The 23,824-nt window shown below is 58.0% G+C and carries 25 protein-coding genes and 3 pseudogenes; 12 read left to right on the top strand and 16 right to left on the bottom strand.

Translation table 11 applies throughout. The features are described from left to right. Positions 1–39: 39 nt before the first annotated feature. A pseudogene (locus tag PI87_RS28895) lies at positions 40–403 on the top strand (transposase); the annotation flags it as partial. Between the two features lie 292 nt (positions 404–695). Here the strand turns inward: PI87_RS28895 and PI87_RS27120 are convergent. From PI87_RS27120 to PI87_RS27085, 7 genes are read right to left on the bottom strand one after another with little or no spacing between them, the layout of a single operon-like run. Further along, positions 696–1,067, bottom strand: coding sequence for a hypothetical protein (locus PI87_RS27120; RefSeq protein ID WP_039600840.1), 372 nt, complete (start codon positions 1,065–1,067; stop codon positions 696–698). Then, the gene (locus tag PI87_RS27115; RefSeq protein ID WP_039600839.1) at positions 1,064–1,630 is read right to left on the bottom strand and encodes a hypothetical protein; all 567 of its coding nucleotides are present in this window, start codon (positions 1,628–1,630) and stop codon (positions 1,064–1,066) included. The genes PI87_RS27120 and PI87_RS27115 overlap by 4 nt, the downstream gene beginning before the upstream one ends. A 6-nt stretch (positions 1,631–1,636) precedes the next feature. Beyond that, positions 1,637–2,026 carry a roadblock/LC7 domain-containing protein gene (locus PI87_RS27110; protein WP_052321798.1) on the bottom strand — a complete coding sequence of 130 codons (390 nt, stop codon included), beginning with the start codon at positions 2,024–2,026 and terminating at the stop codon, positions 1,637–1,639. A gap of 30 nt (positions 2,027–2,056) precedes the next feature. Beyond that, positions 2,057–2,464, bottom strand: a complete 408-nt coding sequence (locus PI87_RS27105; RefSeq protein WP_039600837.1) for a hypothetical protein — start codon at positions 2,462–2,464, stop codon at positions 2,057–2,059. A gap of 14 nt (positions 2,465–2,478) precedes the next feature. Continuing rightward, positions 2,479–3,822, bottom strand: coding sequence for a phosphatase domain-containing putative toxin (locus PI87_RS28290; protein WP_198139638.1), 1,344 nt, complete (start codon positions 3,820–3,822; stop codon positions 2,479–2,481). 7 nt (positions 3,823–3,829) lie between these two features. Then, positions 3,830–4,408, bottom strand: coding sequence for a GTP-binding protein (locus tag PI87_RS27090; protein ID WP_039600836.1), 579 nt, complete (start codon positions 4,406–4,408; stop codon positions 3,830–3,832). Between the two features lie 6 nt (positions 4,409–4,414). Beyond that, complete coding sequence (locus PI87_RS27085) at positions 4,415–4,783, bottom strand: hypothetical protein (RefSeq protein ID WP_039600835.1); 369 nt, start codon at positions 4,781–4,783, stop codon at positions 4,415–4,417. A 442-nt stretch (positions 4,784–5,225) separates the two neighbouring features. On the opposite strand from PI87_RS27085, the pseudogene PI87_RS27080 reads away from it, so the two are divergent. The 6 genes and pseudogenes from PI87_RS27080 to PI87_RS27060 form a co-directional block, all read left to right on the top strand. Further along, positions 5,226–5,787 (top strand): annotated as a pseudogene (locus PI87_RS27080) (transporter substrate-binding domain-containing protein); the annotation flags it as partial. Between the two features lie 17 nt (positions 5,788–5,804). Then, positions 5,805–6,230 carry a type IV pilin protein gene (locus tag PI87_RS27075; RefSeq protein ID WP_039600834.1) on the top strand — a complete coding sequence of 142 codons (426 nt, stop codon included), beginning with the start codon at positions 5,805–5,807 and terminating at the stop codon, positions 6,228–6,230. 31 nt (positions 6,231–6,261) lie between these two features. Next, positions 6,262–6,705 carry a pilus assembly FimT family protein gene (locus PI87_RS29330; protein ID WP_157003268.1) on the top strand — a complete coding sequence of 148 codons (444 nt, stop codon included), beginning with the start codon at positions 6,262–6,264 and terminating at the stop codon, positions 6,703–6,705. Next, a complete protein-coding gene (locus PI87_RS27070) occupies positions 6,683–7,147 on the top strand; it encodes a PulJ/GspJ family protein (protein WP_039600833.1) in 465 nt (154 codons plus the stop codon). Before PI87_RS29330 ends, PI87_RS27070 begins: the two co-directional genes overlap by 23 nt. 2 nt (positions 7,148–7,149) lie before the next feature. Next, positions 7,150–7,920, top strand: a complete 771-nt coding sequence (locus PI87_RS28285) for a hypothetical protein (RefSeq protein ID WP_052321794.1) — start codon at positions 7,150–7,152, stop codon at positions 7,918–7,920. A gap of 6 nt (positions 7,921–7,926) precedes the next feature. After that, complete coding sequence (locus PI87_RS27060) at positions 7,927–9,834, top strand: hypothetical protein (protein WP_157003267.1); 1,908 nt, start codon at positions 7,927–7,929, stop codon at positions 9,832–9,834. A gap of 149 nt (positions 9,835–9,983) precedes the next feature. Here the strand turns inward: PI87_RS27060 and PI87_RS30000 are convergent, their stop codons facing one another. The 6 genes from PI87_RS30000 to PI87_RS27035 form a co-directional block, all read right to left on the bottom strand. Then, complete coding sequence (locus PI87_RS30000; protein WP_198139637.1) at positions 9,984–10,781, bottom strand: IS3 family transposase; 798 nt, start codon at positions 10,779–10,781, stop codon at positions 9,984–9,986. Further along, positions 10,778–11,311, bottom strand: a complete 534-nt coding sequence (locus PI87_RS29995; RefSeq protein ID WP_039600853.1) for an IS3 family transposase — start codon at positions 11,309–11,311, stop codon at positions 10,778–10,780. The genes PI87_RS30000 and PI87_RS29995 overlap by 4 nt, the downstream gene beginning before the upstream one ends. Before the next feature lie 152 nt (positions 11,312–11,463). Beyond that, the gene (locus PI87_RS27045) at positions 11,464–12,195 is read right to left on the bottom strand and encodes a glycine zipper 2TM domain-containing protein (RefSeq protein WP_039600831.1); all 732 of its coding nucleotides are present in this window, start codon (positions 12,193–12,195) and stop codon (positions 11,464–11,466) included. Positions 12,196–12,672: 477 nt separating this feature from the next. Further along, complete coding sequence (locus PI87_RS27040; RefSeq protein WP_039600830.1) at positions 12,673–13,779, bottom strand: MBL fold metallo-hydrolase; 1,107 nt, start codon at positions 13,777–13,779, stop codon at positions 12,673–12,675. Beyond that, the gene (locus tag PI87_RS29325; protein ID WP_157003265.1) at positions 13,776–14,420 is read right to left on the bottom strand and encodes a hypothetical protein; all 645 of its coding nucleotides are present in this window, start codon (positions 14,418–14,420) and stop codon (positions 13,776–13,778) included. Before PI87_RS29325 ends, PI87_RS27040 begins: the two co-directional genes overlap by 4 nt. Before the next feature lies 1 nt (position 14,421). After that, positions 14,422–15,219: a hypothetical protein gene (locus PI87_RS27035; RefSeq protein ID WP_039600829.1), complete on the bottom strand. Its 798-nt coding sequence runs from the start codon at positions 15,217–15,219 to the stop codon at positions 14,422–14,424. An 893-nt stretch (positions 15,220–16,112) separates the two neighbouring features. Between PI87_RS27035 and PI87_RS27030 the strand changes: the two genes are divergently transcribed. Further along, positions 16,113–16,376, top strand: coding sequence for a hypothetical protein (locus PI87_RS27030; protein ID WP_039600828.1), 264 nt, complete (start codon positions 16,113–16,115; stop codon positions 16,374–16,376). Positions 16,377–16,589: 213 nt separating this feature from the next. Here PI87_RS27030 and PI87_RS27025 read toward each other — a convergent pair whose 3' ends face one another. Then, a complete protein-coding gene (locus PI87_RS27025; protein ID WP_157003264.1) occupies positions 16,590–17,486 on the bottom strand; it encodes a hypothetical protein in 897 nt (298 codons plus the stop codon). Positions 17,487–18,161: 675 nt separating this feature from the next. Here PI87_RS27025 and PI87_RS28885 point away from each other — a divergent pair. Further along, positions 18,162–18,449, top strand: coding sequence for an H-NS family nucleoid-associated regulatory protein (locus PI87_RS28885; RefSeq protein ID WP_084210127.1), 288 nt, complete (start codon positions 18,162–18,164; stop codon positions 18,447–18,449). A gap of 138 nt (positions 18,450–18,587) precedes the next feature. On the opposite strand, the gene PI87_RS27020 is transcribed toward PI87_RS28885, so the two are convergent. Beyond that, complete coding sequence (locus PI87_RS27020) at positions 18,588–18,899, bottom strand: hypothetical protein (RefSeq protein ID WP_039600826.1); 312 nt, start codon at positions 18,897–18,899, stop codon at positions 18,588–18,590. 394 nt (positions 18,900–19,293) lie between these two features. Here PI87_RS27020 and PI87_RS27015 point away from each other — a divergent pair. Further along, positions 19,294–19,668, top strand: a pseudogene (locus PI87_RS27015) (PHA-granule associated protein 4). A gap of 339 nt (positions 19,669–20,007) precedes the next feature. Here the strand turns inward: PI87_RS27015 and PI87_RS27010 are convergent. Further along, positions 20,008–20,418 carry an HU family DNA-binding protein gene (locus PI87_RS27010; protein WP_039600825.1) on the bottom strand — a complete coding sequence of 137 codons (411 nt, stop codon included), beginning with the start codon at positions 20,416–20,418 and terminating at the stop codon, positions 20,008–20,010. A 716-nt stretch (positions 20,419–21,134) separates the two neighbouring features. Between PI87_RS27010 and PI87_RS27005 the strand changes: the two genes are divergently transcribed. Both PI87_RS27005 and PI87_RS27000 read left to right on the top strand, forming a co-directional pair. Beyond that, the gene (locus tag PI87_RS27005; RefSeq protein WP_039600824.1) at positions 21,135–22,025 is read left to right on the top strand and encodes an amino acid ABC transporter substrate-binding protein; all 891 of its coding nucleotides are present in this window, start codon (positions 21,135–21,137) and stop codon (positions 22,023–22,025) included. Between the two features lie 719 nt (positions 22,026–22,744). After that, positions 22,745–23,782 (top strand): ABC transporter substrate-binding protein, encoded by a 1,038-nt coding sequence (locus PI87_RS27000; RefSeq protein WP_039600823.1) that lies wholly within the window; start codon positions 22,745–22,747, stop codon positions 23,780–23,782. The last annotated feature ends 42 nt before the right edge of the window (positions 23,783–23,824 follow it).

The following is a 23,824-nucleotide window of genomic DNA, read 5'->3' as shown; positions in this document are numbered from 1 at the left end:
GAAAACGAGGCAGGGTCAAAAGACAAGGGCAAGCTCTAGGCGCTGCATGCGCCAGAAGTCGAGTGCATCAGCAAGGGCAAGGCGCGCACGCCTTATGAGTTCGGCGTGAAGGTATCGATCACCACGACGCACAAGGAGGGGTTCGTGCTGGGTGTGCGCTCGATGCCGGGCAATCCATACGATGGGCACACGCTGGCCGAGGCGCTGGAGCAGGCGGAGATTCTCAGTGACGCGCGGCCTGCGGGCGATGATCCGGCGACGCAGCGCGATCGAACCCGTCATCGGTCATATGAAGGCCGACGGCAAGCTCGATCGGAACTCGCTCAAAGGGGCTGTGGGCGATGCAATCCACGCGGTGCTCTGCGAGGCTGGCCACAACCTGCGCATGATCCTCAGGAAGCTGCGGCTTCTTTATGCCTGGATTCTGGGCACTCTGTTTGCTCACACATGCCCACTCATGTCGGCTGCATGAAACTGGGCGGCAGGGAAAGCGGATTGTTCTGGGCCGACTAACTCGCGCTCCCACAGATTGCAAGGATGCCCTCAAAAGACCGCTTACGGAGTGCCGCATCAACATGCTTGATTCCTGCAATTGCAGCAATGTCCTTCGGGCTGCAAAGCCTTGCCCCGCAAGGCCCGGGAGAATTGTTCAGGACCGACTAAGCAGCGCTTGGTCAATCAAGCGGCAAATGACGCTACTTCATCGAACACAGCATGGGCACGAGCTGCTGCGCTGCGCGGTGCGTGGCAATCCGCAGCCTGCCAACATGTTCTTCGGGGGATGACCAGATCAGTAACAGATGGCCATACGGCAAGCGTGTGAGGTGCCAGATGCCGGAGTCAGTCCAGATCAAACTATCGTTGAACCGCGAGGGCGTGACGAACGACAGGTGGCTGTCTATGTTTGCCGCGAGGCCGGCAGCGCAGGCAGCCGGCACATCGCCGTCAAAGGCGCCGGTCGCGGCCAACATCAGGCCTTCCGGAGTAGCCACGGCAGCGCCCTTCAATTCGGTGCAGTGCTCTGTCAGTTCACTAAAGACGTCGTGGATAGTGAGGGGCGGGATCACGATTGCATATCTCCGTATGCCAGACTGCCATAGAAAACCAATAGACGGCGTCCTAGCTGGAGCAGCGCGGGGTTGCGCCCGTCAATCGGGCGGGATGCCATCAAATGGATACGGTGATTTGCAAAGTGCAACGCATGGTCGTGCATTGCGCCGCCTGCATTGCCCGCTGAAGCGGCTAGCACGGCTTCCTCATAGCGTGTGCAGCCGACGCTGGCAAGGCAGAAGCCTTCACGGCTGGCCAGCAGCAGTTTCTGCCCTGGTTGGGCGAGATCGAGCAAGTCTGCTTGCAAATATGTCAACCCGCCTTTTCGGTAGACGAACGGTGCGGGCGGCTCCACGTGGACCGAGAGACTCTCTGTGCGCACCAATGCGAACAGCGCGCGCACCACGGTGCTGGGATTTTGTCCGGTGGATTGGGCTAATGACTGCGCATCCGTGCGCGTCGCATTGTCCCGCAAGAGCAAGTATTCAAAGAGAGCGCGCTCCTGGCTGAACCCGGCCTGGAGCAACCAGGTTAGTACCCCGACCGGGTGCGCGCTCAGCCAGGATGGCGCGGGGCTCATGACGTATCACCCTTCCAGTTCGGCAAGCTCGCGCGCCGTCGATCGGGCATCGAGAATTAATTTGCCGAGCTGGGCCGTTGGGCGCCCGGCCACGGCGAGAACCCCGCAGCCGCCGGCATGGGTCAGGAGCATCTGACCCTCGCTTCCGTCCAGGATGATCTGACGTAGATCGCCCCGTGCAATTTCTTGGGCGGCACGTGAAGCGAGTGTCAGCAGCGAGGCGCACATGGCGGCAAAGCGGTCGGCATTCACCTCGTCCGACATGACGGAGGCGATCAGCAGACCGTCCAGCGTCACCACCGCGCATGCCTCGATATGTGCGGAACTTGCCTGCAGATTCCTGAGAATGCTACGCACTCGGCCCGCCATTGCAGGCTGTTTCAACGGATTCGTCATGCGATGTTCAGGGCCGAGGATGTCGCGGGATCAAAGCGAAGCTTCGATTTCCGGCATAGCCATGCGCGCCTTGGTCAGTACCATGCCGAGGTTGGCTCCTTTGCGACATACGAATGCCGCAACCTGCTGCTGGCGCTTGCTGCGCAGGAACACGTGGATCAGATTCTCACTGTTCACGATGATTTCCTGGAAGTAGTGGGCATCCTGGTTCTCCGGCAGACCGCGCGCCTTGCGGAACATGCGCTCGATGGCAGAAACATTGGGGCCTTGGAACATGTCGGCAGTGGCGGCAGCCAGCAGTTCGATTACCGCCGACGGGTGCGAATCGACCGTCTTGATGCTCAGCACCATGCCGGAAGACAAGTCGACGTAGCCGGCGGCTACGCAATCAGGGATGCCCGTTACGGCTTTTTGCAGGGAACTATCGAGTGTGCTCATGGCCTTCTTCTCAGTCAGAGGGGTTGGAAAGTGGTTTGTGAGGTAGCGAGTCGCTGGGCGAACTGAAAAAGGAAGCGTTCTTGCGTGTGCGTTTGGACCATGCCCCACCGCAAGCGCCTCACCCGCTGGAGCGCCATTGAGGCGTCGGGCGTGAGTGCTTGTCCACGTTCGCGCCACAAAAGATAGGCAGCGAGTACGGTGCCGGTTCGGCCAAGGCCCGCATGACAGTGCACCGCCACGGCATCTTGGGCTTGCAGCCACGCATCGATGTGCCGGCACAGCCGTTCGGCCTGCGTAATGGTCGGTGGGGTTCTATCAGGGATAGGCTCGAAAGCCACTTTCAGACCGTACGCTGACGCCACTTGCTCGCTGAACGGCGCTTCCGTCAAAGACAGCAATCGTGTTACGCCTGTGTCGCGCAGAGCCTGCAGGTCATGCTCTTGTGGATGGAACGCACCTGGCCAGGGTGTGCCTGCAAGCTGGCCGGGCAGCAACCAGACGAACCCTTCCGGGCCGCGCCCAACCGAGTGGGCAAGCTGCCGGCGCGGTGGTGTGTCTTGACTCTCCGTGGGCCGGAGTCCGCACCCAAAGGCATTTTCAAGTTCGGCGGTATCGCGTGCCAGTTCTGGACAAGAGCCTGTGCGGATGAATTGGCGTGTAGCTTCGCTGCGCGGGTGCTCGAAAAAACTGCTGCACGTGCTGGCTTCTTGTAGGCAACCGCTGGCCAAGAGCAGAACGTGGTCAGCCAACTGCCGGGTCTGCTGTAGATGGTGAGAAACCACCAGTATGGGTCGCTCACGCTTGAGTCGATTGATCAGAGCAAGTACTTCTGCAGCAGCGATATCCGAGAGTTCTGCCGTGGGCTCGTCAACCATCAGCAGTCCTGGCTCGGCCAGCCACTTGCGCAGGATGGCGACCATACGCTGCTCGTGGAGCGCCAGTTCGATCACGCAAGTGTCCAGCTTGTCCGCCAGTGCGTACAACTGCCAAGAGCACAAGGCTTGGACCAGTTGCTTGGTCTGCTGCACGTAGTTCAACGAGTCGCGTCGAGGCCATAGACTCACCAGGCTTTCGCGTACCGACTGAACCAGCAGGTGGGGTTTCTGTTCGACTAGCGCGGGCCGATGGCCGTTCTTGAGCGCTTTGCCGAAATAGCGGGCTTCGCCGTCGAGGCGGACATGGGGATGGCCGTCGAGGCGACCTGCCAGGCAGTACAGCAGGCTGGACTTGCCTGTTCCCGATGGTCCGAGTAATACCGTGCAGCCATGGCTCGGTACGCTCAGGTTGAGCCGATCAAGCACGGCTCCCCGTCCGAAAGACAGGCTGAAGCCGAGCAATTGAATCGCAGAGGCGCTCACCATCGTCTCAGTGACGGCCGGCCGCTTCGCGCGGGTAGCGTTCCACCATTTCCAGCAGGGCTGCCACGGTAACTAGCAATGCCCGCATGTGCTCGGGCTGGCGTGCATCCAGTCGCAAGACGGGTGGAGTCCCCCGGGCGAAGTGGCAGGGATACTGTTCCAGCCAGCGCTGGTACGAATGCAAGGACGTATCGTGGGTCAGATCGGTATGCGTAACTCCGACGATCAGCGGCATGGTTCGCCCCGTCAACCGTGCTTCGAGTGCTTCCAGATAGAAACCCAGATCGGCTAGCGGATCAAGATTGCAGTGGTTCAGCAGCAGCACCACCGCATGCGATTGGTCCAGCAGGATGTCCCACATGAAGTCAAAGCGTGACTGTCCAGGGGCACCGTAGAGGCGCAGTTTGTCCCGATCTCCCAGATGGACGGTGCCGACATCCATGGCGACAGTTGTGTGCGACTTGATTGCTTGGGTTTCGTCGGTGGCGCACACATCGGTGTTGACCACATCAATTTCGGACACACTGGCAATCGCCCGCGTTTTTCCCGAGCCTACCGGACCGATAAATAGTACGCCGCGTTCCACGTTATCTCACCTGCGCGAAGCCGTGTTCAGGCGAGTCCACAGACGGGTGATGAATCCCGGAGCGACCAGCGGCATGTCTTCCGGAACCATCGCAGGTGTGTTAGCTGGTTCAGCGTGCGCCGATGAAAGGCGGTCTGCCACCACCGCTTCATAGGCCGGCATGTGGATGCAGGACAGATCGCGCAGCCGTTCCAATGCGATGAAGACCTCGGTCTTGGGAAGATCCAGGATCAGGGGAATCAACGACGCAACCATCGGCTTGCGGTTAACCAAGGCGCAAATGCGTGCCATTGCGGGCAGTTGATCTGCAGGCATGCCGATCAAATCCGGCCAAGCATGCAGGTAGACACGTCGATAGAGAAATTCAGGCTGCATAGGCAGGCGCCCCGTTCAGTGTTTTTGATCGGAGAGCCAATGTTCCACCAAATCGAAATGCAAAAAGCACTCGTTTAGTGCGAGCAACAACCAAACGCTCGCGAGCAGGGTCGATCCGATTCTAGGCTGTCTCTGCAAAATCCAAGATGCCCGGCCGCTATCGGACCACGCTGTGGTAGTTCCCCGACCCTAGTGTGAGTCTGAATTTATTTACGATAACACGGTATTCCTTTCGGCATTATTTCACGATCAAGTTGTTAGGGATTCGTGAGGACTTGGGTTTGAGTATTTTTGAATATTTGTTGTTTTCCCGCGCAGGCGTTTTATTTTGTGTGGAGATGTGGCCCGTATTGTGAACTATCATGCAACCGGCCCTCCAGCCAAAAGCCGGACACGATTACATAACAGTGCTGCTAATTTAAAGGTCATTCGGGGAAGAATCATGCTGCCTAGCAAGTTGGCACTGCGCAGGACAGTGCTGCTGGGTCTCTTGCTGTTTGCTGCCATGCCGGTTGTCAGCCTGGCATCCTCCACGCCGGTTCTCGATCGCATCCGTGACACCGGCATCGTGCGCTTGGCGCACCGCGAGAGCGCCATCCCTTTCGCCTACAACGACGTCGATATGCAACCCATCGGATATGCTCGACCTCTGTCAACGCGTGGTCGACAAGTTGCGTACGGACCTCAAGCGACCGGACCTGAAGGTGCGCTACCTGATGGTGACGCCGTCGACCCGCATGACTGCCATTGAGCAAGGCCAAGCTGATCTTGAATGCGGGTCAACCACCAATGCTCGGGAGCGCCGTGAGAGGGTGGCGTTCACGATCCCGCATTACATCGCCGGCATCCGGATGATCACAAGAACTTCCTCGGGCATTCGGAAGTGGGACGACCTCTGTGGAAAAAATCTGGTGACAACCCAGGGCACCACCAGTGTCAATGAGTTGCGCAAGTTGAAAGACACGCAGGTGCTGAACATGAAGATCATCGAGGCGAAGAACCACGATCTGTTCAATTTAAGATGAGACCTGGTAACTCGAAATCTAAGGCGGGGGCCTTTACGCTGGTGGAATTGATGATCGTCGTTGTTATCGTCGCCATCCTGGCGATGATTGCGATTCCGTCGTATACGCGCTATATCGTGAAGAGCCACGCAAAAGGCGCTGCTGGTGACTTGACTGCATTGTCGCTGAATCTGGAGAACGCCTATCAACTCAAGTTTCAGTACCCCGACCCGCTTGCGTCCAACACGGTCGTCGACGGCACGTCGTTTTCCGGCTGGAATCCGGCAGAGAAATCCAACTTTAACTACACCCGAACCACCACTGCGACCACCTATCTGCTGACCGCAACCGGGGCATCCGGAATGATGTCTGGCTGTGTCTTGACGCTGGATCAGAACAACAACCGCACGGCGACCAGCGCTTGCGGATTTACTTCCTGGTAGTGGCACCATGCGAACCCGGTACGAACGCGGGGTGACCCTCGCGGAAATCGCTGTTGTGCTGATCATCGTGGCCCTGCTTGCCTTGGCGGTTGTGCCGCTTAGTGGAACGTGGATTACACAGGCCAACGTGAGTCTCGGACAGACCTTGCTCGTGCAGGGAGCAGCGCACGCCAAAGCGCGCGCGCTGCGCAATACCAGCAATGCAACGGGAGGCGTTGGCGCGGCGTATCTCCTGCTGATCAATCGCTCGGTATGTGTGCAAGAGCAAGCACCGTCGTCCATGAATTGCACTGGCGCAGTATGGTCGGCGTCGATGCCGGTGGCGGCAACTCTGGATGGTTCTGATACCCAGTGCATTGCCTACAGCAACGTTGGCCTACCTACCACTGCGGCAGTTGGGGGGGTGTCTTGCTCCACGACGGGGAATTTCGTTTTGAACAGCGGAGGAGCCAATGCTTCTGGCATCCTTAACTAAGTCCCATCAATCGGGCAGTACGTTGGTGGAGTCGTTGATCTCGGTCATCTTGACGGCGATCGTTGGCGTGGGCATGGCATTTACCTTGAGTCGGGCCGCCGTGGGGCAGGCCACACTCGGCGCACAAAACCAAGCCGTGACCCAGTTGCGCTCGCAATTGCAGACGCAGGGTATGAACTCGGTTTGCGCCAATGCGGCAGCGTTGAACTCCAAAAACTCTGGGCAAGGGAATGGCGATAACGCAAGCGACGGTAGTTCCAACAAGGCAGCCGTCGTGATTGGTGGAACTGCTGCGCCAACCACCCTGAAATGCGCTTACCAGCAACTGACCGTCAGTGTCGGTGCGACCTCGAAGTCCGTATTGGTTCCTGTCCTCGCCTATGAGGTTTCGGACAAAAGAATGGGAAGTACCTCCCTGCTGTTCCAGAACGCGGGCCAATAGTCATGGCATTCCATTTTCGTACGCGTCAGCAGGGCATATCGCTCATCAGTTTGATGGTAGGGCAGATCATCTCCCTGCTGGCCATCCTGGCCATGCTTGGCCTGTTTCGCGCGGTGTCGCGCAATGTGTTCGACAAGGATTCTGGCATGCAGCCGCGTGCCATCCAGGATCGGCAGGTAGCGAGCGCCTTGTTGACCGCCCAGAACATGTTGCAGGGTGCCGGCTTTGGCATAGCATCGCCCACCGTCAACACGAATTTCGTTCTCGTCAGCGGTCTTGTGTTGAGTGGAGCGGGTGGCACGAGCACGCTTCAAACCACCGGCACCACGCTGCAAACCATCGGCTCGACCAGCACTACCGGCAACGCGATCTTCTGGGAAAGCAATCCCACGCAGTCCTCTTCCACCGCAGCATGGTCTTGCCAGGGCTTGGTCTCTAATCAGACGACGGGGGCGCTGTATTGGCTGCAGGCGGCCGGCGCATGTGATCCACTTCCCACAAGCTGGGCGACACAACAATGGACCATCACCCGCTTGGTCGCTGACATCGCTTTGCCGGCGCCCGTTACTTTCGGGGCGACCGCTGTGCACAACAGTCCATGCTGGCCCTACGGCTCGGAAATGCCCTCGACAACCCTGTCGGCGCAAATTGGGTCCGAGAAAGGCATCTCCAATGCAAGCCAGAACACCGCAGGTCTGCAAATCCAAATGAATTGGGCCACAAAGACTGGCTCCGGCTCATGGTTGTCCTGCCTTCCGAACTTCACCACCTGATTGACCATGTCTGCTCCATATCGCTCCTCCTGCCTCAAGAGCAGGCAACGTGGCATTGCTGCAATTCAGGTGGTGTTGATCGTTGGCATGGCACTGTCCGTCGCCGCGTTAGGCACCATGCACTACATTCGCAGCACCCAGGATGTTTCCCGAACCACACATGCGCTCACGCAGGCTCAGATGAAGGCATGGAACGGCGTTGATGCCTTCCGTCAATATCTGTATCAGGTGAGCGGAACATCGCAGCTACCGACGGCAGGTAGCGCAATAGCGCTTTCCGGTATGAGCGGTATCTCGGGTACGGTCGTGCAAGCGCAGGCCAACACTTCCGCATGCCAGAAAGGTACTCAGATTACGGCCAACATCACGGGCACGAGTGGCGGCGCCAATGCCACGGTGCAAAGCGTCTACTGTGTCGGCAGCGCATCGTCGGCTACCGCCACGCTGTCGAACATGATCAACATCAACGGCAATCTGCAGTTGACCGGTTCGGTACAGGCTAATGCTGGGACTACGGGCAGTACGAGTTTCATGGTCAATGGTGACATCACTTCGTCCGGCAGCATTGGTGGTTTCAATTTGCTTTATGCAACCGGGACGATCAACCTGAATGGCGGCGCCAGCGCCAACGTAGTTGCCGCGCAGGGCGACGTCAACATCAACGCGACCGGTCAATACATGGAGGTCAAGTCGATGAAAAACGTGATGGTCAGCAACCGTATTACCGTAGGGACCATCACTAGCAATGGGTTGACCACATTGGTGAGCAGCGACAATGTGACCAAAATAAACGCCATCGGGGGCGTGAAGGTGGGACCGGGTTCCCAGGTCGATACCATCAGTACCTATGGTGATGCGAATACTTCGAGTAGCACGATCACGAGATTGAACGCGCAGGGCAATGTGCTGGAGGATGGGGGCACGATCACAACCCTGAATGCCCAGGGCAATTTCACCCAATCGAGCAGCGGGGGGAGTGTCAGCAACGGTACCGTGGGGGGCTCCGTGTCCATTCCCTCGTGGAACGGCAGTAAGGTGCATGTCACGCAAAGCCCCTGGTCGCCCGTATCGCTAACCCCGCTCACACTGGCTTCTATTCAGACCGCGACTATTGACGCTTGGCCGCTCAAGAGCGCAGCCAACTATGTATTTGATGTCGATGCGCAAAACAACATGCAGGTCACGGTTTCCAACGTCAACACGATTCCAGACGGTACGTACTATTTGACGGGCAGCGACGGCAACCAGGATTGGCTATGCACTACCAAGACGTACAACGCCAATCAATGCGTGGCGAAGATCTGCAACGGGTTCTCTGCTTACAACAGCTGTTTTTCGTACGTCAACGGCGCATGGAAAACCGACGGCGCGACTATGGCGCCAGGCGTGGTGTGGTTCCACGGTGACCTGAATCTGGGTGTCGGTACGTACGAAAACACCGTGATAGCGACAGGCAACATCACCACAAGTGGTAGTACGGTCGTTCATGCACTCAACTATGGTGGGGCCAGCGAGCAATGTAGCAATGCGGCATTCCCAGCACTGTATCCGACGAATTTCTGCTCGGCCGGTGCCTACACGCCTAGCGCCATCGGCAACGTTGCGCTGCTGGCCGGTGGTTACCAGAACAACACGTTCTCCGGCGGCAACATCTCGCTGGGTGCATCCAACAGCATCTTCGGCGACATTCTGGCGGGTGGCATCCTCTCCACAGGCGGCAGTACATCGATCCAGGGCTACATCACCGTCGCCAACCAGGGCGGAAATTCCTCTGGGTCGGCTTGGGGGGCGAGCACGACGATCGATGTCAGCCAACTGCCCTCCACGTTCAATCCTGGCCAGATCCCGAATCAAACGACTGGTGGTTCGAACGGCACGCCTTCGGTCAGTGTTGTATGGACGCGCTATCTGTGAGGGCCGAAGGGTTTCACCAAGTAAACGCCGCCATTGAAGAGGGGCTGACGGTTGTGCCTATCGGAACTTCACTTGCCCTTGCGCAGCAACTGAAATCGCTAGTTGGTGTGAGTAACCCTCACACTGTCGCCAGCCATCAATACGATTTCTCAAAGAGCGACGCCACTGTCGTCTAGTTCCCACCGGCCCCCTACAACGTGAGCGGCAGTTGAAAAGGGGGGCCTTCGTTTCACGATCGTGAGAAGCCGGTTGTCGATCAGCACGCTGGTCTTGCACCGAGCATGTGGTAGGCGAGTAGGTGCCCGACGACGAGGCTGGCGCAGGCCTTGCGCGGCAAGTTTGCGACGATACTCTGCCATTTGATACGGCCAGCCTTGATCCGAATGCAGCATCGGCGTTTCGCAAGGACGCAGCTTGCGCAACGCCTTGTCGAGCATTTCCCGGATCAACGTGTAATCAGGCCGTTCACTGGTTTGCCAGGCGACAATCTCTCCGTTGTACCGGTCCAAGACGGGCGACAGGTACAGCTTCTTGCCGTCAACGTTGAACTCCGTCACGTCCGTTACCCACTTCTCGTTCGGCTTGCTCGCCTCAAACTCGCGCTGTAGCAGATTGGGAGCGACCCGCCCGACTAGCCCGAGGTAAGAGCGGTATTTCTTCGGCCGCACGAGTGACTTCAACTGTAGCGCCGACATCAATCGCTGTACGGTCTTGTGATTCACCAACGTCCCTGCCCGACGGAGTGTCGCCGTGATCCGGCGGTAGCCATACCGGCCCTTGTGCTGCGCATAGATGTGCTGCGCATAGATGTGCTGAATGCGCTCCTTGAGCGCGCCGTGGCGATCCTCTGCCTGGCTTGTCGCCATCTGGTAGTAGTACGTGCTGCGTGCGAGATTCGCGGCCTTGAGCAAACTCGACAATGAATGCCGCTCACGCAGCGCACTCACGACTTGCGCTTTTTCTTTGGGGCCTGCTGCTGTTTGGCCCGCAGCAGGGCATCCAACTTTTTTAGGTACGCCACCTCCGCGCGCAGACACTCGTTTTCTTTGAGCAAATCCTCGCGCGAGCGCTCGTCTTGAGCCGGCTGCATAGCGGGTTGGGGATCTTGCTTGGACCGGGACATGATGGGTGCTCCGCCTTTGCGGCGCGGCTTTAGGGCGTCGAAACCGCCCTCATGATACTGGCGGTCCCAGCGGCTGACGCCGCCAGCCTCACGCAAATCGAACACCGCGCTGACTTGCTGATAGGACAACTCGTCGCGCCACATGCGCTGCAGCACCGCCAGCTTGAACTCGGCGCTATACGCTTCATGCTTCTTGCGTAGTCCAGATTTCCCGTGGCGCTGCCACACGTTGATCCAGCGCCGGATCACAGTGCGGCCTACCCCGTACTTCTGGCTCAGCCCTGCAGTCCCAAGTGGCCCCCTCAAATACTCCTGAACTACTTGGCGCTTGAACGCCTCTTCATACTTCGCCATGAAAAACACCCCAAAGGTTGAACAGATGTCCAACTTTTGGGGTGCAGTTCACGGAGCGGCCTTCTTGTTTGTTTCTGACTCTCTGCAAAGCAGGGCGGTGCTTAGCTGAACCGCCTTAGCCTCGAAGGCCTGCTTGTAGCAGCGTGTGGCGATCAGCCCGCTGCCAGGCTCCCATTTTCCACATGCACGCGGTCGCCCACCTGGAAGCCCGGTGCTGCCTTATATGTGAAGGTGCGGGTGGCGCCGTTGTCCATGCGCACGCTGACGTTGTAGGACGTGTCGCGGTGATAGTAGTTTTCCGCTTCATGGCCTGCATAGCCGCCGCCGACCGCGCCCGCGACGGTCGCCAGCGTGCGGCCATTGCCCTTACCGACTTGGTTGCCCAGCAAGCCACCCACCACTGCACCTCCGATCATGCCCAGACCGGTTTCGTTGCCTTGCTGCGTGGTGATCGGTGTGACTGCGGTCACCTGACCGGCATACGGGTTGGCTGCCGGACGTGGCTGTGTTTGTGCGTAGTCAGCGTTCGACGAAGGGGTACGTTCCGCATACGACGGTGCCGGGTGATGCACTGCGTGCCGCACCGCGTTCGGCTGTGCCGGATAGGCCGGGGCCGCTTGATTCGGCACCGCCGTCTGGCCGGGCGCAGCCAGCGCCAGCGGTGCGGAGGCCGATTGTGCGGCAACGTTCGGGTTGGTACTGCCCTGCGTGGCCTTGGAGGTGGGCAGCACGCCAGTGATGGCGGCCACGGCCGTCACGCTTGCGATGATCACCGCGACGGCAGCACCGGCCATCAGCGGATGCATGCGGCGCGACTGCGGCACTTGGCCCAGCGACGCGCCGGCATATTGTTGACCCTGAGTGTTCGGTTGCGTGTTGTTCATCTTCGTTCTCCCGTGACCAGTGCATGTGGTCTGTTGATGGAGAAAGTTTGGTCGATCGTCCGGTTGGATACCGTTTTAAATTGTAAGGATCTGTAGTGCCCTATTCCGCTTACAAATCAACGGGTTGAGCGTTTTCTGCGCAAGGCACTGAAGCCAGGCGGTGTTACAAATGGTGGGGATCGGCGTGTGATTTGCGTCCGCGCTGCGCATAAAAACGGTTCATCGCCGATCCCTGGGAAAGCACCTCAAGGGCCGACCCACAGGCTGAGTTCGGCCATGATGCGTCGTCCTAGGAGGCCGCCACTTGGACATGTGAGCGACCGCTTCCACCCGACAAGCGACCGCTCGATCCCACCTAACTACGCCAATAAAAAGGGGCTTCATACCACCGTCTGTTGGTCAGCGGGTCCCGGCGTCGTGACGACTACTGCGTCCTTACGCTCGATTTCGCAACATCAACGCCGCGCGATGCGCGAATCAACTCTTATGGCCCGTTATTTCCAGAGCACTCCCTAATGACTGGACGTCGATGCCGTCGATGCCGTCTTTCCATCGAACGCGAACAGCGCCCAAACTTGGCCTGTACCTTTGCACCTTGATGCCAACACGATTCAGAATCGTCTGGGCGGTCGAATTGGCGGTCTTTTGCTGGACTTTCTGAACAGACGCTTGTAGTAGATTGCTGCTCAGCCTTTTTACCCGTGACACGTCATCAGACGTCGGTAATCTGACGCTCCCATTGATAAAAGGAGTTAGGACAGATATTGGCTTGTTCTCCAGTGCATGTTTCCAGATCGATTGATCATGCGCTGTAACGCTGCCGTGGTGTGCGACCTTGAATAGAAAAGACTTCCAAGTCGAGATTTGGCTCGTGAAATGCGAAATGGCTCCGCCCCAACCGCATCCTGGAATATTGCTAACCTCCAAATCTGATCCCAAAAGCACACACATGCGCCCAAATCGCGCAACGATGGCGATCGCAGCGTGGTTCGGCAAACCTCGTTTTGGCGGAGGCAATTGCTGGGAACCGCTTTGCGGGAGCATCTGCGCGATAGCCTTTTGCATTCGCAGTCCTTCCGCGCCAGACGGGCTGAGAGCATAGAGCTCGAAATCGTCTGCCTGAGTCCGCCAAATACTTGTCCCCGCAGATACAGACAATAGTCGCCCCGGGAAATCATTGGCCGACAATAATTTTCGCCATTCGGCGAGGCGAGATTGCTTTAGCGAGCCTGAATATGCGATGCCTGTTGACTCAGCCAAGGCAAGGAATTCCTGCGTCGTAAGCGCGGCTGCGCAAGCAAACTTGCTATTGCTGTAGCGCTCATAAAGCTGGGAGACACCTGGCGTGTGGTCATCGTGCCAGTGCGTTGCCACGATGATTTTCACCGCGCTTGCAGGGACGCCGAGTTCATCCAAATATCGCGCCGCTATTGGAGTTTTGTCGCTTACTGGTTCGTCGTAGAACGAATCGATAATGAACCACTCGCCCCGGCGATGTAGGACGACTGCCTCTCCGAAGCCTTTCCCGAAAGTGGTTATTTCGTTTGTGTCGGGCTCGGGAGCGCCGCCAAAAGTCGCGATCACTTATGGATGGTCACTCGGACAGATCTTGGTTTTTCAGGAACAGATAGTTCAGGCCTAGGCCGGTCGTTGGTCAAAACCTTCGATTTGTCTTCCCCATGGATTTTGGCAAACAGTTCGGCAGCTCGCTGACGGTAGAGCTCTACCTGCGACCGGTTCCAAACGGGCACCTTACGAAAGACTATAACTACCGAAGTTCCGCCAAGCAGTGCGCCTTGACGTCTCTCCTTTACGACCGTCATATAAAAGGTGGCCCCTGCTCGCGCATAGCGAATATCTTCGGGCTCGATCTGCGACCTAGGAATCGTTGTCCACTCTTCGAACCCTTCGGACGAAGGTGGCGCAGCATGCCCCACGAGTGAGAGCGCACGAAGATGAGCGACAAGGCTACCGTCAGAAAGAACCTCTTCGACTGAACCTACCCATTGTGCAATCGTTGTGTACACCGCTGCGGGAAGATGTAATGCGGCTATCTTCGGCGCTGTTTTTTTAACGGAGGGGACAAGTACCTCAAGTGCGCTGCCCCCGAAACGATCAATGTCAATCGAGGCTAATTCGTTGTAGGAATATCGATCCAGTGGAAATACGTTCGGCAAGGAAGATGTCGCTACGCTATCAGCTTGGGGAATTGTGGCGTTCAGCATATCAATTTTCCTTCGCTCGTCGTTTTTCGATAATCACCGCAGATAGCCGCGCTTGTTTCACCGCAGCAGACAGAATTGCTTCTGTTTGCTCTCTGGAATCGGATATTGCCGTTTCGTATCGCTCGAAGAGCAACTGCATCGAGAGTTCGGCCTGACTGAGCCCCAGAGAATCCGTAACGTCAGTTGCGTTAGCTTCAGTCTCGCCCACCTGTCTGGATATGCAGGCTCGAGTAATGTCAAAGTGGTTATTAACGAGAATAGCGAGGTTGTACACGGTAGCCAAGTCAGGCTCGAATGCAAATACACGCTTCGATCCGATCAGGTCGGGATCTGGAACGGCCAGCTTGATACCTTCCAGTCCCGGGAAGCCGTCTTTGTCAGGGAGAGCCAAGGCTTCTCGCCAAAGCTCCTTCGGGGCAAGCACGTCCCCAAGGGCATTCCATACGCCAGGATTCGCATCGTCGTCTTCGAGAACCGCAACCATGTGCAGGTTAATCCCCAATGCCCGGATGGCGTTGCCTGCGTCAAGGCCGATGATTCCTTCAACAAGATCGCGAGCGACCATCCAAAGCGCCTCGATCTTGCAAGTGAGCGATACGCGATCGGGGAGCGCAAGGAAATCGCCGAAGCGTGGGTGCGTCCACTGAGTAGCTCCAGGGCCGACCATGGCGATTACCACATCGCCGAGGTCGTCACTAGTCATCAAATGATTCCGTAGGAACCATTCAGGATGAAAACGCGCCGGCGCGAACTCACCGAGCACTACGATCGACACCGCGCGGTCCCGGTAGTGGATCATTCGGAATGTCCAAATGAGAGGGGAACAGGGAATATAGCACTGGTTTGTAAGACCTACGTGTATGTCGCACGCAGTTGCAGCGTAACTCCAGTGCAACCCGCAGGAGCCCACATTCCTGGACGTGGCGTATTGACGCGCTGACGTAGAGCGACATGCGGTCAGAGCTTGTGTGTGCCACAAGAGTTGTGCAGAGCGGGCGGCAATGATACTGATCCACTGGTCCGAGTTGTGCTGATCGACTGGCAAAGCAGTCAGCCCATGAAGGGGAGCGGCTTGCGGACGGCCAAGCCCAGCCGCAGCGGATTGCCGGATTGATGCGTAGTGTTCTGGGCTAGCCTTTATCCGCCGGTGATGTAGAGGCGCCAGCCAGGCGCGTACGTTTCCAGCGAAGCTTTGAGCGCTTGGGCAAGGAGCCCTGGATGAGCGGGTCGATCGCCGTACAGCAGTTTTGCTAGCCCTTTGTGGTGCGTGTCCACTGGCTTTCCCCACGCGTTCCACGCTTCATAGTACGCGCGGGCTAGTTCAGCCGCCTCAACTTCATTCAGTGGTTCCATCGAAGGGCTGGCGACGAGCGTATGCGCCGACACGAAGCAGGCCAGTCGCCTGACGGCGCGCGTCTCGGATACTTCCGGGGTCACAGAACCATCTCCGTCCTATCTCTGGATGTATGACTCAATTGGGCGTGCGGGCATGGTGCCCACGGTCGATCACAATGGAGCGTCAGCAAACAAAGCCGCCATGATTGGGGCAGTAACTATGCTCGATGCAGCGCTGGTGGCGAATTCGTCAGCCCTGCTGCGCGCGACTGTCACCCAGAGGCACTCTCACGCGCTGCGATAGCAAGGAAACCAAGCCTGTATCATCTCGGCCGAGTCGTCCACGTAGGAACAGTAATGGCAAACATTGTGCGTATTGCCGTAGGTGAGCACGTAAGTGAGTTCGAGGACGGTGAATCCCTGGAAGTCGCGTGGGAAATCCTCAAGGCGCAGCTCGCAGACCGAGACAGCAAGGTTGCCGTTGTCTTTGAAAATGAATACGGCTATCGAGTCGGGGAAATCTGGGAGACCAGCATTTATCACGCACTTGCCGAAACGCCTGGAAAGTTGCGTGCCTACTTGGGGCTCTGCGGCTTCTTTGAAGATCCTCCGGAGAGATGAGCAAGTCGGTGAGTGTGGGCCGGCAAGTTGTGCCATCCATGACTGTTTGGCGATGCGCTTCCCACGACGTTTCTGGACCTTGAAGTTGCCGCGCCTCAACTGGCGAGGCCACAACGAGGAATTTTCGCGGGCTGATGGTCACCATAGACAGTAAAGCAGCCGGCTATGCAGATACACAGCCGGCCTACTACGGAAAGACAAAAAGCGACCGAATCAGACTGAGGCGATCTCTCGCGGGCTGAAGCAGAATGCGATCTTCCGCTGTTGAGGCGACGGCGGGGTCGTCGAGTCATTCAGCCAGTCATCCCAGCTCTGTACGAATTTGGCGGCAAGCTTTTCCGCAGCGCTACGGTCCCAGATGTCGCCTTGGAATGTCAGTTCCAGAACCCGAACCGAGATTTCGGTCTTGAACTGATCCTGCGGCGCGCCCTTGCCGGTTCGGTGATCAAGCTCCATCATCATGAAGGTCTGGGCGAGTTGAACAACAATGTTGCGACTGTTGCCCGGCGCGTGCATCGTGTTCTGCACAAACAGCGTCTGCGTATTCTTTTGGTTCACGCGGCTGGTGCATGCCTTGGCCAGGTTGACAATGCTCCGCTTGATTTTTTCCTTATCTTGCTGGGTCACGCCATCGTACAGATCGACCACCTTATCAATGAGCGAATTGTAGTTCGACTCTTGGTAATGGACGGTCTTCGTCTCCGCCTGGGTCGTGTTGAAATACGGCACTTTCAAGATTTGCTCGACGAACCGCTGGAAGCCTTGGGCATTCTCTTTTTCGGTCGGGTCAAGAGGGTTCCACCCCGAACGCGTTTGTGACAAGCCCAAGATGCTCGATACCGCATTGGCGGTCGATTGGGTGAGCAGGTCCACTATCGTCTGTTTGTCTCCCTTGCGGACAGCTTCATCCAGCGCATTGCCCTGTTTCGATGCTTCCGGAGCACCGTTTCCCGAAGGGATGGAATTTTGTCCGGACACGCTAGGGCTGCCTGCAGCGGATGGCGTCGCTAGGAGAGACAGCGTGCGCTGACTCTCCGCCGAGGGGCTGATGTTCTCGTGCCGATCAAGCCAGGTAACGAAATCATTGAGTTGCGAGATATTGTTGCTCATGATAAGTCTCCGATATTGAAATAAGGGCACACGTCATCACGCCACTCCACAAGATTTCGTGAGGCGGCGACAAAATGATCTAATCCATTGGATTTATGAAAAAATCTTCATTAAATTCCCACTCCATTTTTCGTTTGTAAATTTAGTTTTCATCAGCAGACTAATAATGCGACATCCTTATCGCTATTGAAATTTCGTTACTTCAGTAGTTACTTCCGGATCAGCCAGCGTGCCCCGCATGCCTGGGCTAACTGACCGGGCGATCGCCATAGCCGCGCGTTGAATCCGCCCGCGCACGGAGCAGAAGATTTCAGGCAGGAAAGGGCAGGCAGAGAACTTGGAGCCGCAGTCGATGGCCTGCGTCAGCAATCACCATCGTTGGTTGTTAGCGGCGGAAGTGCAGTGCCAGACGCGGCCACGCGCCGACGGCCCTGGGCGTTAGCGCTTTGATGGTTGGGGCTGCCCCCCGGCCAGCGATCAAGCGGCATTCGATATCAATCATTACACCAATGGTGGCCAGCGGACAGTAGCCATCCCGCAGTGCACGTATGCTGGATGATCAACTGCGGCGAGGGTGGTATGGTCTGGCGCAAAATGGCGTATGTGCGCAACATTGGGACATCCATTGACGCACGGACCGTATGCACCTCTCCTTCGTACCAAGCGCTCTGCAACATGCCGAATCGTGCCGATCTATCTGTAATGGAGTCCAGCCCCACCGCGATGTTGCGGCGACGGGCCGAGGCTATCGCTTGGGTCCGTACGCAGATTGCGCGCTACGGCTTGATGTATGCTGATCTGGCGGCGGCAGGATGTTTTCCTGCGCGTCGTCGGGCTTCGTCGAAGGCACGATACCGAAGTGCTGATGGGCAAACGTGGGATGGAGAGGGCGAGATGCCGGATTGGCTACGGCGTGCCGTCAATGCTGGCCAGAGCCCGGAGCACTTCCGAGTTGGAGCATGACGGAGAGATGCTCTGGGAGTTGTTAAGAATCGGGAAGGGAAGCAACGGCGCGTGCGAGTACACGAGAGGAAACGTTGCGACTGCTGAAGACGGATGGCATCGCAGGTGTGGTACCGGCTTGCGAAGCGGAGATAACTCTTATTGTGGGTTCGCGCTCTGTGTTTCGAGCGCCGTCAGCAGGATATTGGTTTGCGCCAGTAGAGCGTCGTGATACTCGCCGGGAAGGGCAATATCGTCAGTGAGGGACATTACATCATCGACACCCGCCCGTAGGCGCCGCGCCACCTCGATTCGCTGAGTGGAATCCAACTGTGGCAGGACTGCAGTTGTGAACTTGTATAGAACGGCAAGGCGCCCACCAAAGCGGGATATCGCTTCGGCGTTGGACGCGATGACTTGCTTGTAAGCCTCTACGTTTTCTGTGCCGGAGTTGTGCTTGTTTGTCGTCATGGGACTTTTTCGGGGAGAAGAATCGGGAAGCAAGAAACTGATGGGGGCGGCCCGCAGTGCAAATGAGTGGTCGCAGTGAAGTTTCCCGTTTCGATTCTTATTGTGCTGATTTCGAACAGCGCATGTGTTGGGGCGCATTGATGCCAGTCTGGGCGGCTGCCCTCTGCGAGGCCGCTCTCAGGCAATCGGCTACCGATTGATAATCTGTAGTAAAAAAATTTCACTTGAGAAAAGATGAACATTTGTCACGGTGATTGCGCCTTGCCGGTGGGACGCTTTGCTGATGCCGCACAAGGCTCGACAGTCGCAAGGGAGCGACCGATTCCGGCTGGCTACAATAGGGCGGGTGCAGTACGCGGTTGGTGCGCGCTCACGAATAAGGGTAGGGGAAGGGATGGCAACAGCGCGTGCTGGTACGCGAGAGGAAGCGTTGCGGCTGCTGAAGGTGGATGGAGTCGCAGTTATCGAATTGGACTACGAAACCGGCTGGCAGGATGCCGTGGAGTTGGGCCGCATGGGCTAGAAGGCTGGGATTCGAGTGGAATTTCGCAGCCAGGAAAATATCGCCGTTCAATCACTGGCCGCGCTGGTGGCCGGACTCACGCGGGCAAAAACCACGTTCCGTCAGCACAACCTTTACTGCTATTTCGACCTGAATGCCTTGCCGACCGGCGAGCTGGAGAAGCTGGAGGCCAAAGCTCAGGCCTTGGGTGACTACATCCTCAGCGGACACCTATTGCACGATGTCGATGTCCGGTGGGACAAATAGCGGCGGCGTTGGATCGGTGGGGTGCGAAGCGGACAAGAACCCATGAGCATCCTGCTCACAAAGCAGATTGCCTTGTGCAGATGCCGTGAGTGCCTGCGCCGAGGCAGTTCGACGCGATGATCCAGAATGATCGCTTCGCTGCAGTGTGCGAACAACTGCGCGTAGTTCCTGCGAGATCGCATGTGCTTCGGCTGGCGTCAGCAGTATGGCTGCGGAATCGAAGGCAGTAGCAAGTTCGGTCAGGCTAGGCAGTGCACTGTCCTGTGGCTCGGCGGCGCCATCTTTTTCGTGATTCAGCATAAAAAAATGGGAGCGATGGCCCCCTTCCTTTGTGGTGGGTTACCCGTTCAGAGCGGCGTCCTTGACTTTCTTCAGCGCTCGAACTTTCACGCGCACGGTTGCCGGTTTCGCCTCGAACCACTGCTCCAACCCGGTGAACGGGTTCTTGCCGAAACGTCGCTTGGTGGCCGGAACTTTCACCGACACCACCTTGAAGAGACCTGGCAGCGTGAATTCGCCGGCGCCTTTCTTGTGTAGCGCACTGACGATGGTGTTCTCCAGATGGAGCAGCACCGCTTTGACCGCTTTGGCGTCGACCTGGGCCTGTTCGGCCAGATGGCTCACGAGGCTGGATTTGGTGAAGGTGTCCTTCAGAGGTTTGACGGACACTGCACCGGCGGCGGGCTTCTTTGCCGGTACGGCTTTCTTCGGGGTCGCCTTCTTTACTGCGATCTTAGCTTTGGTCGCCATAGGAGAAATTGGTGCTAGGTGAGTGGACCACCCAGCATCAGCGTACCGTGTGTACGAACGCGCTGTTCGCCGCAAGGATAGTGTAAATCGCGTGCCAGCCCAAGGGGTTGTGCTTGCGATGCTCAGCCTCAGCGGTTATCCGTGGGCTTTGCAAATCCTCGAGACCTGCGTCTCAATGCGTGCACGTGCCCCTTAATCGGCCAATCTGGTTCGCGGCAATCTTTGGCGGCCCTTCCGCCTTAAGAATTGTTTATTTGATAAATAATGAGATTCATTGGCGGGCAGTTCTGCTAGCTTACGGCCCGCAAGCAAAACAAAAGAAAGTACGGGGAGTGAGAGCCGATGGCGCCTACAAGCGGAAATGTATCGGCCCGGACAGACAAGCGACAGGCCGAGTCCAAGCCGTCCGGTGTCAGACGGGCGTGCAAACCGCAAAGGGCGCGGCGCTGGGCCAATCCATTCAGAAGCTGCCCACCCTCGCCATGCTGTGGGTAGGCGTCTATCTGGTGATGGAGAGCAGCCTGAGGGTCGGGCAACTGATCGATCCAACACGGATTCAGAGGCAGTTTGGAAGCCGGCCGTCGCGTGCGCAAGTCCGCAGGATACGGACTCGCCGTTAGTGTTTAGCGCAATGTGTTCCGCCGGGTGAAGGCCTTCGGCTTCTTCAGTCGGCTTCTGTTGTTGAAAAAGAAAAAAATTACCGGGTGAGTTTCATCATGCTGTCCTCTGTTCGCAGGTTGCTGACAGCAGCCATTGCATTTACCGCGCTCAACGCAATCGCCGCCAGCCCGACCCTGGATCGCATACGCGAGACCGGCACGATTCGTCTCGCACATCGTGCGAGTTCGGTGCCGTTTTCGTATCTGGATGCCAACGGCAAGCCCGTCGGCTATTCAATGGATCTCTGCATGCGACTGGTGGATGCCATTCGTGTGCAACTCAAACGGCCCGACCTGCAGGTCCAGTACGTGCAGGTCACCCCGGCGACGCGGATGAACGCCATCATGAGCGGGAAGACGGACCTTGAGTGCGCGTCGACCAACAATGCGCGCGAGCGCCGCGAGAAAGTCGCCTTTACCATTCCGCACTACCTTGCCAAGGGCCGCATGCTGGTGAAGGCGACGTCCGGCATCCAGGAGTTGGAGGATCTGCGGGGCAAGACCGTTGTATCGACGCAAGGAAGCGTGAATGGTGACCTGGTGCGCCAGCTCAGCGACGCGGGGCGCCTGAACATCACCGTTGTGGAAGCGAGCGACCATAGCGAGGCATTTGCGATGGTGGCGTCCGGTAAGGCGCAGGCGTTCGCGATGGATGATGTGCTGCTTGCAGGTCTGAGGGCCAATGCGAAGAATCCGGCGGACTTCATGATCGTCGGCAAGAGCCAGCAGGTGGTCCCCTACGCCATCATGCTTGGCAAGAATGATCCGACATTCAAGAAGCTGGTTGACGAGGCGATGACGAAGACCATCCTCGATGGTGAAGCGGAGCGGCTGTACAAGAAGTGGTTCCAACAGCCGATTCCGCCGAACAACGTCAATCTCGGTATTCCGATGAGCTTGCTGCTGCGAGACTCGTTCCGCTTTCCGACAGACAACGCAGGTAACTGAGGGGCATCACCGTCTGCGAACCGGTTGACGCAAAGCGGGCTTTTCGTGCGATGCGGAGGAACGATATGGATGCAATGAAGCACGGGCTCGCGGACGCGCGATCAAAATGGTTCCCGGCGGGAATGGGGATCTACTACTATTGCCTGGCCTGCGGTGTGAGGCTGCCGTCGATTACAGCAAAACAAGCCTCGTGCCAATGCGGCAATCTGGCGATCGAATCTGGACGGGTTTACCTGGGCGAGGCGCGCTGGTTCAGGACATACACGGTGCGATAGTTCTGCGCGAGATTCTGAGCGCGAGACGGGGCGATCGTTCGGGCAATGCAATATTTGATGCGATTGCTTGGCTGTGGAGCCCGCGTTGCGGGGCACACGCCAGCTTGAACGCAGCGATGGCCGTGTCGATGCTTACCGACAGCACCGCCGACTTGGTTGCTTTTTCTTGAGAGAGAGCACAACGCAAGCCAAGCCCTAACGACAGCCTGCGATCCCCATTATCGCAAGCGATCCGCCACCAATTATCCCGAAGCAGGCAATGTAAGGTTCCGCAAACGGCATATTCCTTCCGGGGTTATCGGCAAGGGCGCAACCACGGTCCTGCCGTGCGAAAATCGCTTCCCACGAACATCGGCCCATGATCGACCATCTGCGGCGAATGGCCGCGTGATGAAGTCTCCGTTCGCAGTGAGAATAGAAAAACAGGAGCCGAGAGACACTTCAATGAGTGACCTTACCTGCAGGGGCACATACTTGCGCCTCCGTGGCTGGATTACGCCGTTGCTCGCTGCCTGCATGGCAGCCGTGGCTTCGCATGCATTGGCGCAAGACCCCACGCGCCTGACCCTCATGGTCAGCGGCACCGCCAAGATGATCTACCTGCCCGCCACGCTGGCGCAGCGCCTGGGCTATTTTCGCGACGAGGGGCTCGAGGTGGAACTGCTCTCGCAGCCTGCCGGCGTCGATGCCGAAAGCGAACTGCTGACCGGCTTCGCGCAGGGCGTGGTCGGCTTTTACGACCACACTCTGCAGGCTAAGGGCAAGGAAGTGCGCGCCATCGTCGTGTTCAGCCAGGTGCCGGGCGAGGCGGAGGTGGTTTCCACGCGGCTGCCCGCTACGGTAGAAGCCATGCGCGATCTGCGCGGCCACAAACTTGGGGTGACGGGGCTGGGGTCGTCCACCAGCTTTCTCACGCGCTACCTGATGGCACAGCAGGGGCTGTCGGCGGGTGACTACACCATGCTGCCGGTCGGCGCCGAGCGCAGCTTCATCAGCGCACTGCGCAATGGCCGCATCGATGCCGGCATGACCACCGACCCGACCGTCTCGCGCCTGGTGCGCAACGGCGAGGCCCGCGTACTGCTCGACTTGCGCACGCTGGAGAACACGCGTGCGGCACTGGGCGGCTCGTATCCCGCTGCATGCCTGTATCTGCAAACCGAATGGCTCGAAGCCCATCCGGACATTGCCGCCAAACTGGCCCGGGCGTTCGTGCGGACCCTGCGCTACATGCACGCGCGCAACGCGGAGGACATTGCCGCGCGCATGCCGACCGAGTTCCATGGCGAACACCCTGAGCTCTACGTCAAAACGCTTGCCACCGCGCTACCCACGTTCAGCGCCGACGGACGCATGCCGGACGATGGCCCACCCACCGTCCTGCGCGTCCTCGCCGCCAGCAATGCCAACGCACGCGGCAAGCACATCGATCTCTCGCGCACCTATACCAACAAGTTTGTCGAGCAGGTGCGCAAACGCTGAGGTTGTCGCTGTCTGTTGGCCTGCGACATCTGCCGAGGCAGG

The organism is Ralstonia sp. A12, from assembly GCF_000801955.1.
Lineage (GTDB): Bacteria > Pseudomonadota > Gammaproteobacteria > Burkholderiales > Burkholderiaceae > Ralstonia.
This window is presented reverse-complemented; position numbering and strand designations above follow the sequence as displayed.

Bases quoted from the DNA above. Each gene is read 5' to 3' on its own strand.
- PI87_RS27020 (WP_039600826.1), bottom strand. From the start codon at position 18,899: ATGACGACAAACAAGCACAACTCCGGCACAGAAAACGTAGAGGCTTAC.
- PI87_RS27045 (WP_039600831.1), bottom strand. From the start codon at position 12,195: ATGAACAACACGCAACCGAACACTCAGGGTCAACAATATGCCGGCGCG.
- PI87_RS27110 (WP_052321798.1), bottom strand. From the start codon at position 2,026: ATGACGAATCCGTTGAAACAGCCTGCAATGGCGGGCCGAGTGCGTAGC.
- PI87_RS27115 (WP_039600839.1), bottom strand. From the start codon at position 1,630: ATGAGCCCCGCGCCATCCTGGCTGAGCGCGCACCCGGTCGGGGTACTA.
- PI87_RS27085 (WP_039600835.1), bottom strand. From the start codon at position 4,783: ATGCAGCCTGAATTTCTCTATCGACGTGTCTACCTGCATGCTTGGCCG.
- PI87_RS27035 (WP_039600829.1), bottom strand. From the start codon at position 15,219: ATGATCCACTACCGGGACCGCGCGGTGTCGATCGTAGTGCTCGGTGAG.
- PI87_RS28885 (WP_084210127.1), top strand. From the start codon at position 18,162: ATGCCGAATCGTGCCGATCTATCTGTAATGGAGTCCAGCCCCACCGCG.
- PI87_RS27030 (WP_039600828.1), top strand. From the start codon at position 16,113: ATGGCAAACATTGTGCGTATTGCCGTAGGTGAGCACGTAAGTGAGTTC.
- PI87_RS28285 (WP_052321794.1), top strand. From the start codon at position 7,150: ATGGCATTCCATTTTCGTACGCGTCAGCAGGGCATATCGCTCATCAGT.
- PI87_RS27060 (WP_157003267.1), top strand. From the start codon at position 7,927: ATGTCTGCTCCATATCGCTCCTCCTGCCTCAAGAGCAGGCAACGTGGC.
- PI87_RS29995 (WP_039600853.1), bottom strand. From the start codon at position 11,311: ATGGCGAAGTATGAAGAGGCGTTCAAGCGCCAAGTAGTTCAGGAGTAT.
- PI87_RS27005 (WP_039600824.1), top strand. From the start codon at position 21,135: ATGCTGTCCTCTGTTCGCAGGTTGCTGACAGCAGCCATTGCATTTACC.
- PI87_RS27010 (WP_039600825.1), bottom strand. From the start codon at position 20,418: ATGGCGACCAAAGCTAAGATCGCAGTAAAGAAGGCGACCCCGAAGAAA.
- PI87_RS29325 (WP_157003265.1), bottom strand. From the start codon at position 14,420: ATGCTGAACGCCACAATTCCCCAAGCTGATAGCGTAGCGACATCTTCC.
- PI87_RS27000 (WP_039600823.1), top strand. From the start codon at position 22,745: ATGAGTGACCTTACCTGCAGGGGCACATACTTGCGCCTCCGTGGCTGG.
- PI87_RS27075 (WP_039600834.1), top strand. From the start codon at position 5,805: ATGAGACCTGGTAACTCGAAATCTAAGGCGGGGGCCTTTACGCTGGTG.
- PI87_RS27105 (WP_039600837.1), bottom strand. From the start codon at position 2,464: ATGAGCACACTCGATAGTTCCCTGCAAAAAGCCGTAACGGGCATCCCT.
- PI87_RS27070 (WP_039600833.1), top strand. From the start codon at position 6,683: ATGCTTCTGGCATCCTTAACTAAGTCCCATCAATCGGGCAGTACGTTG.
- PI87_RS27025 (WP_157003264.1), bottom strand. From the start codon at position 17,486: ATGAGCAACAATATCTCGCAACTCAATGATTTCGTTACCTGGCTTGAT.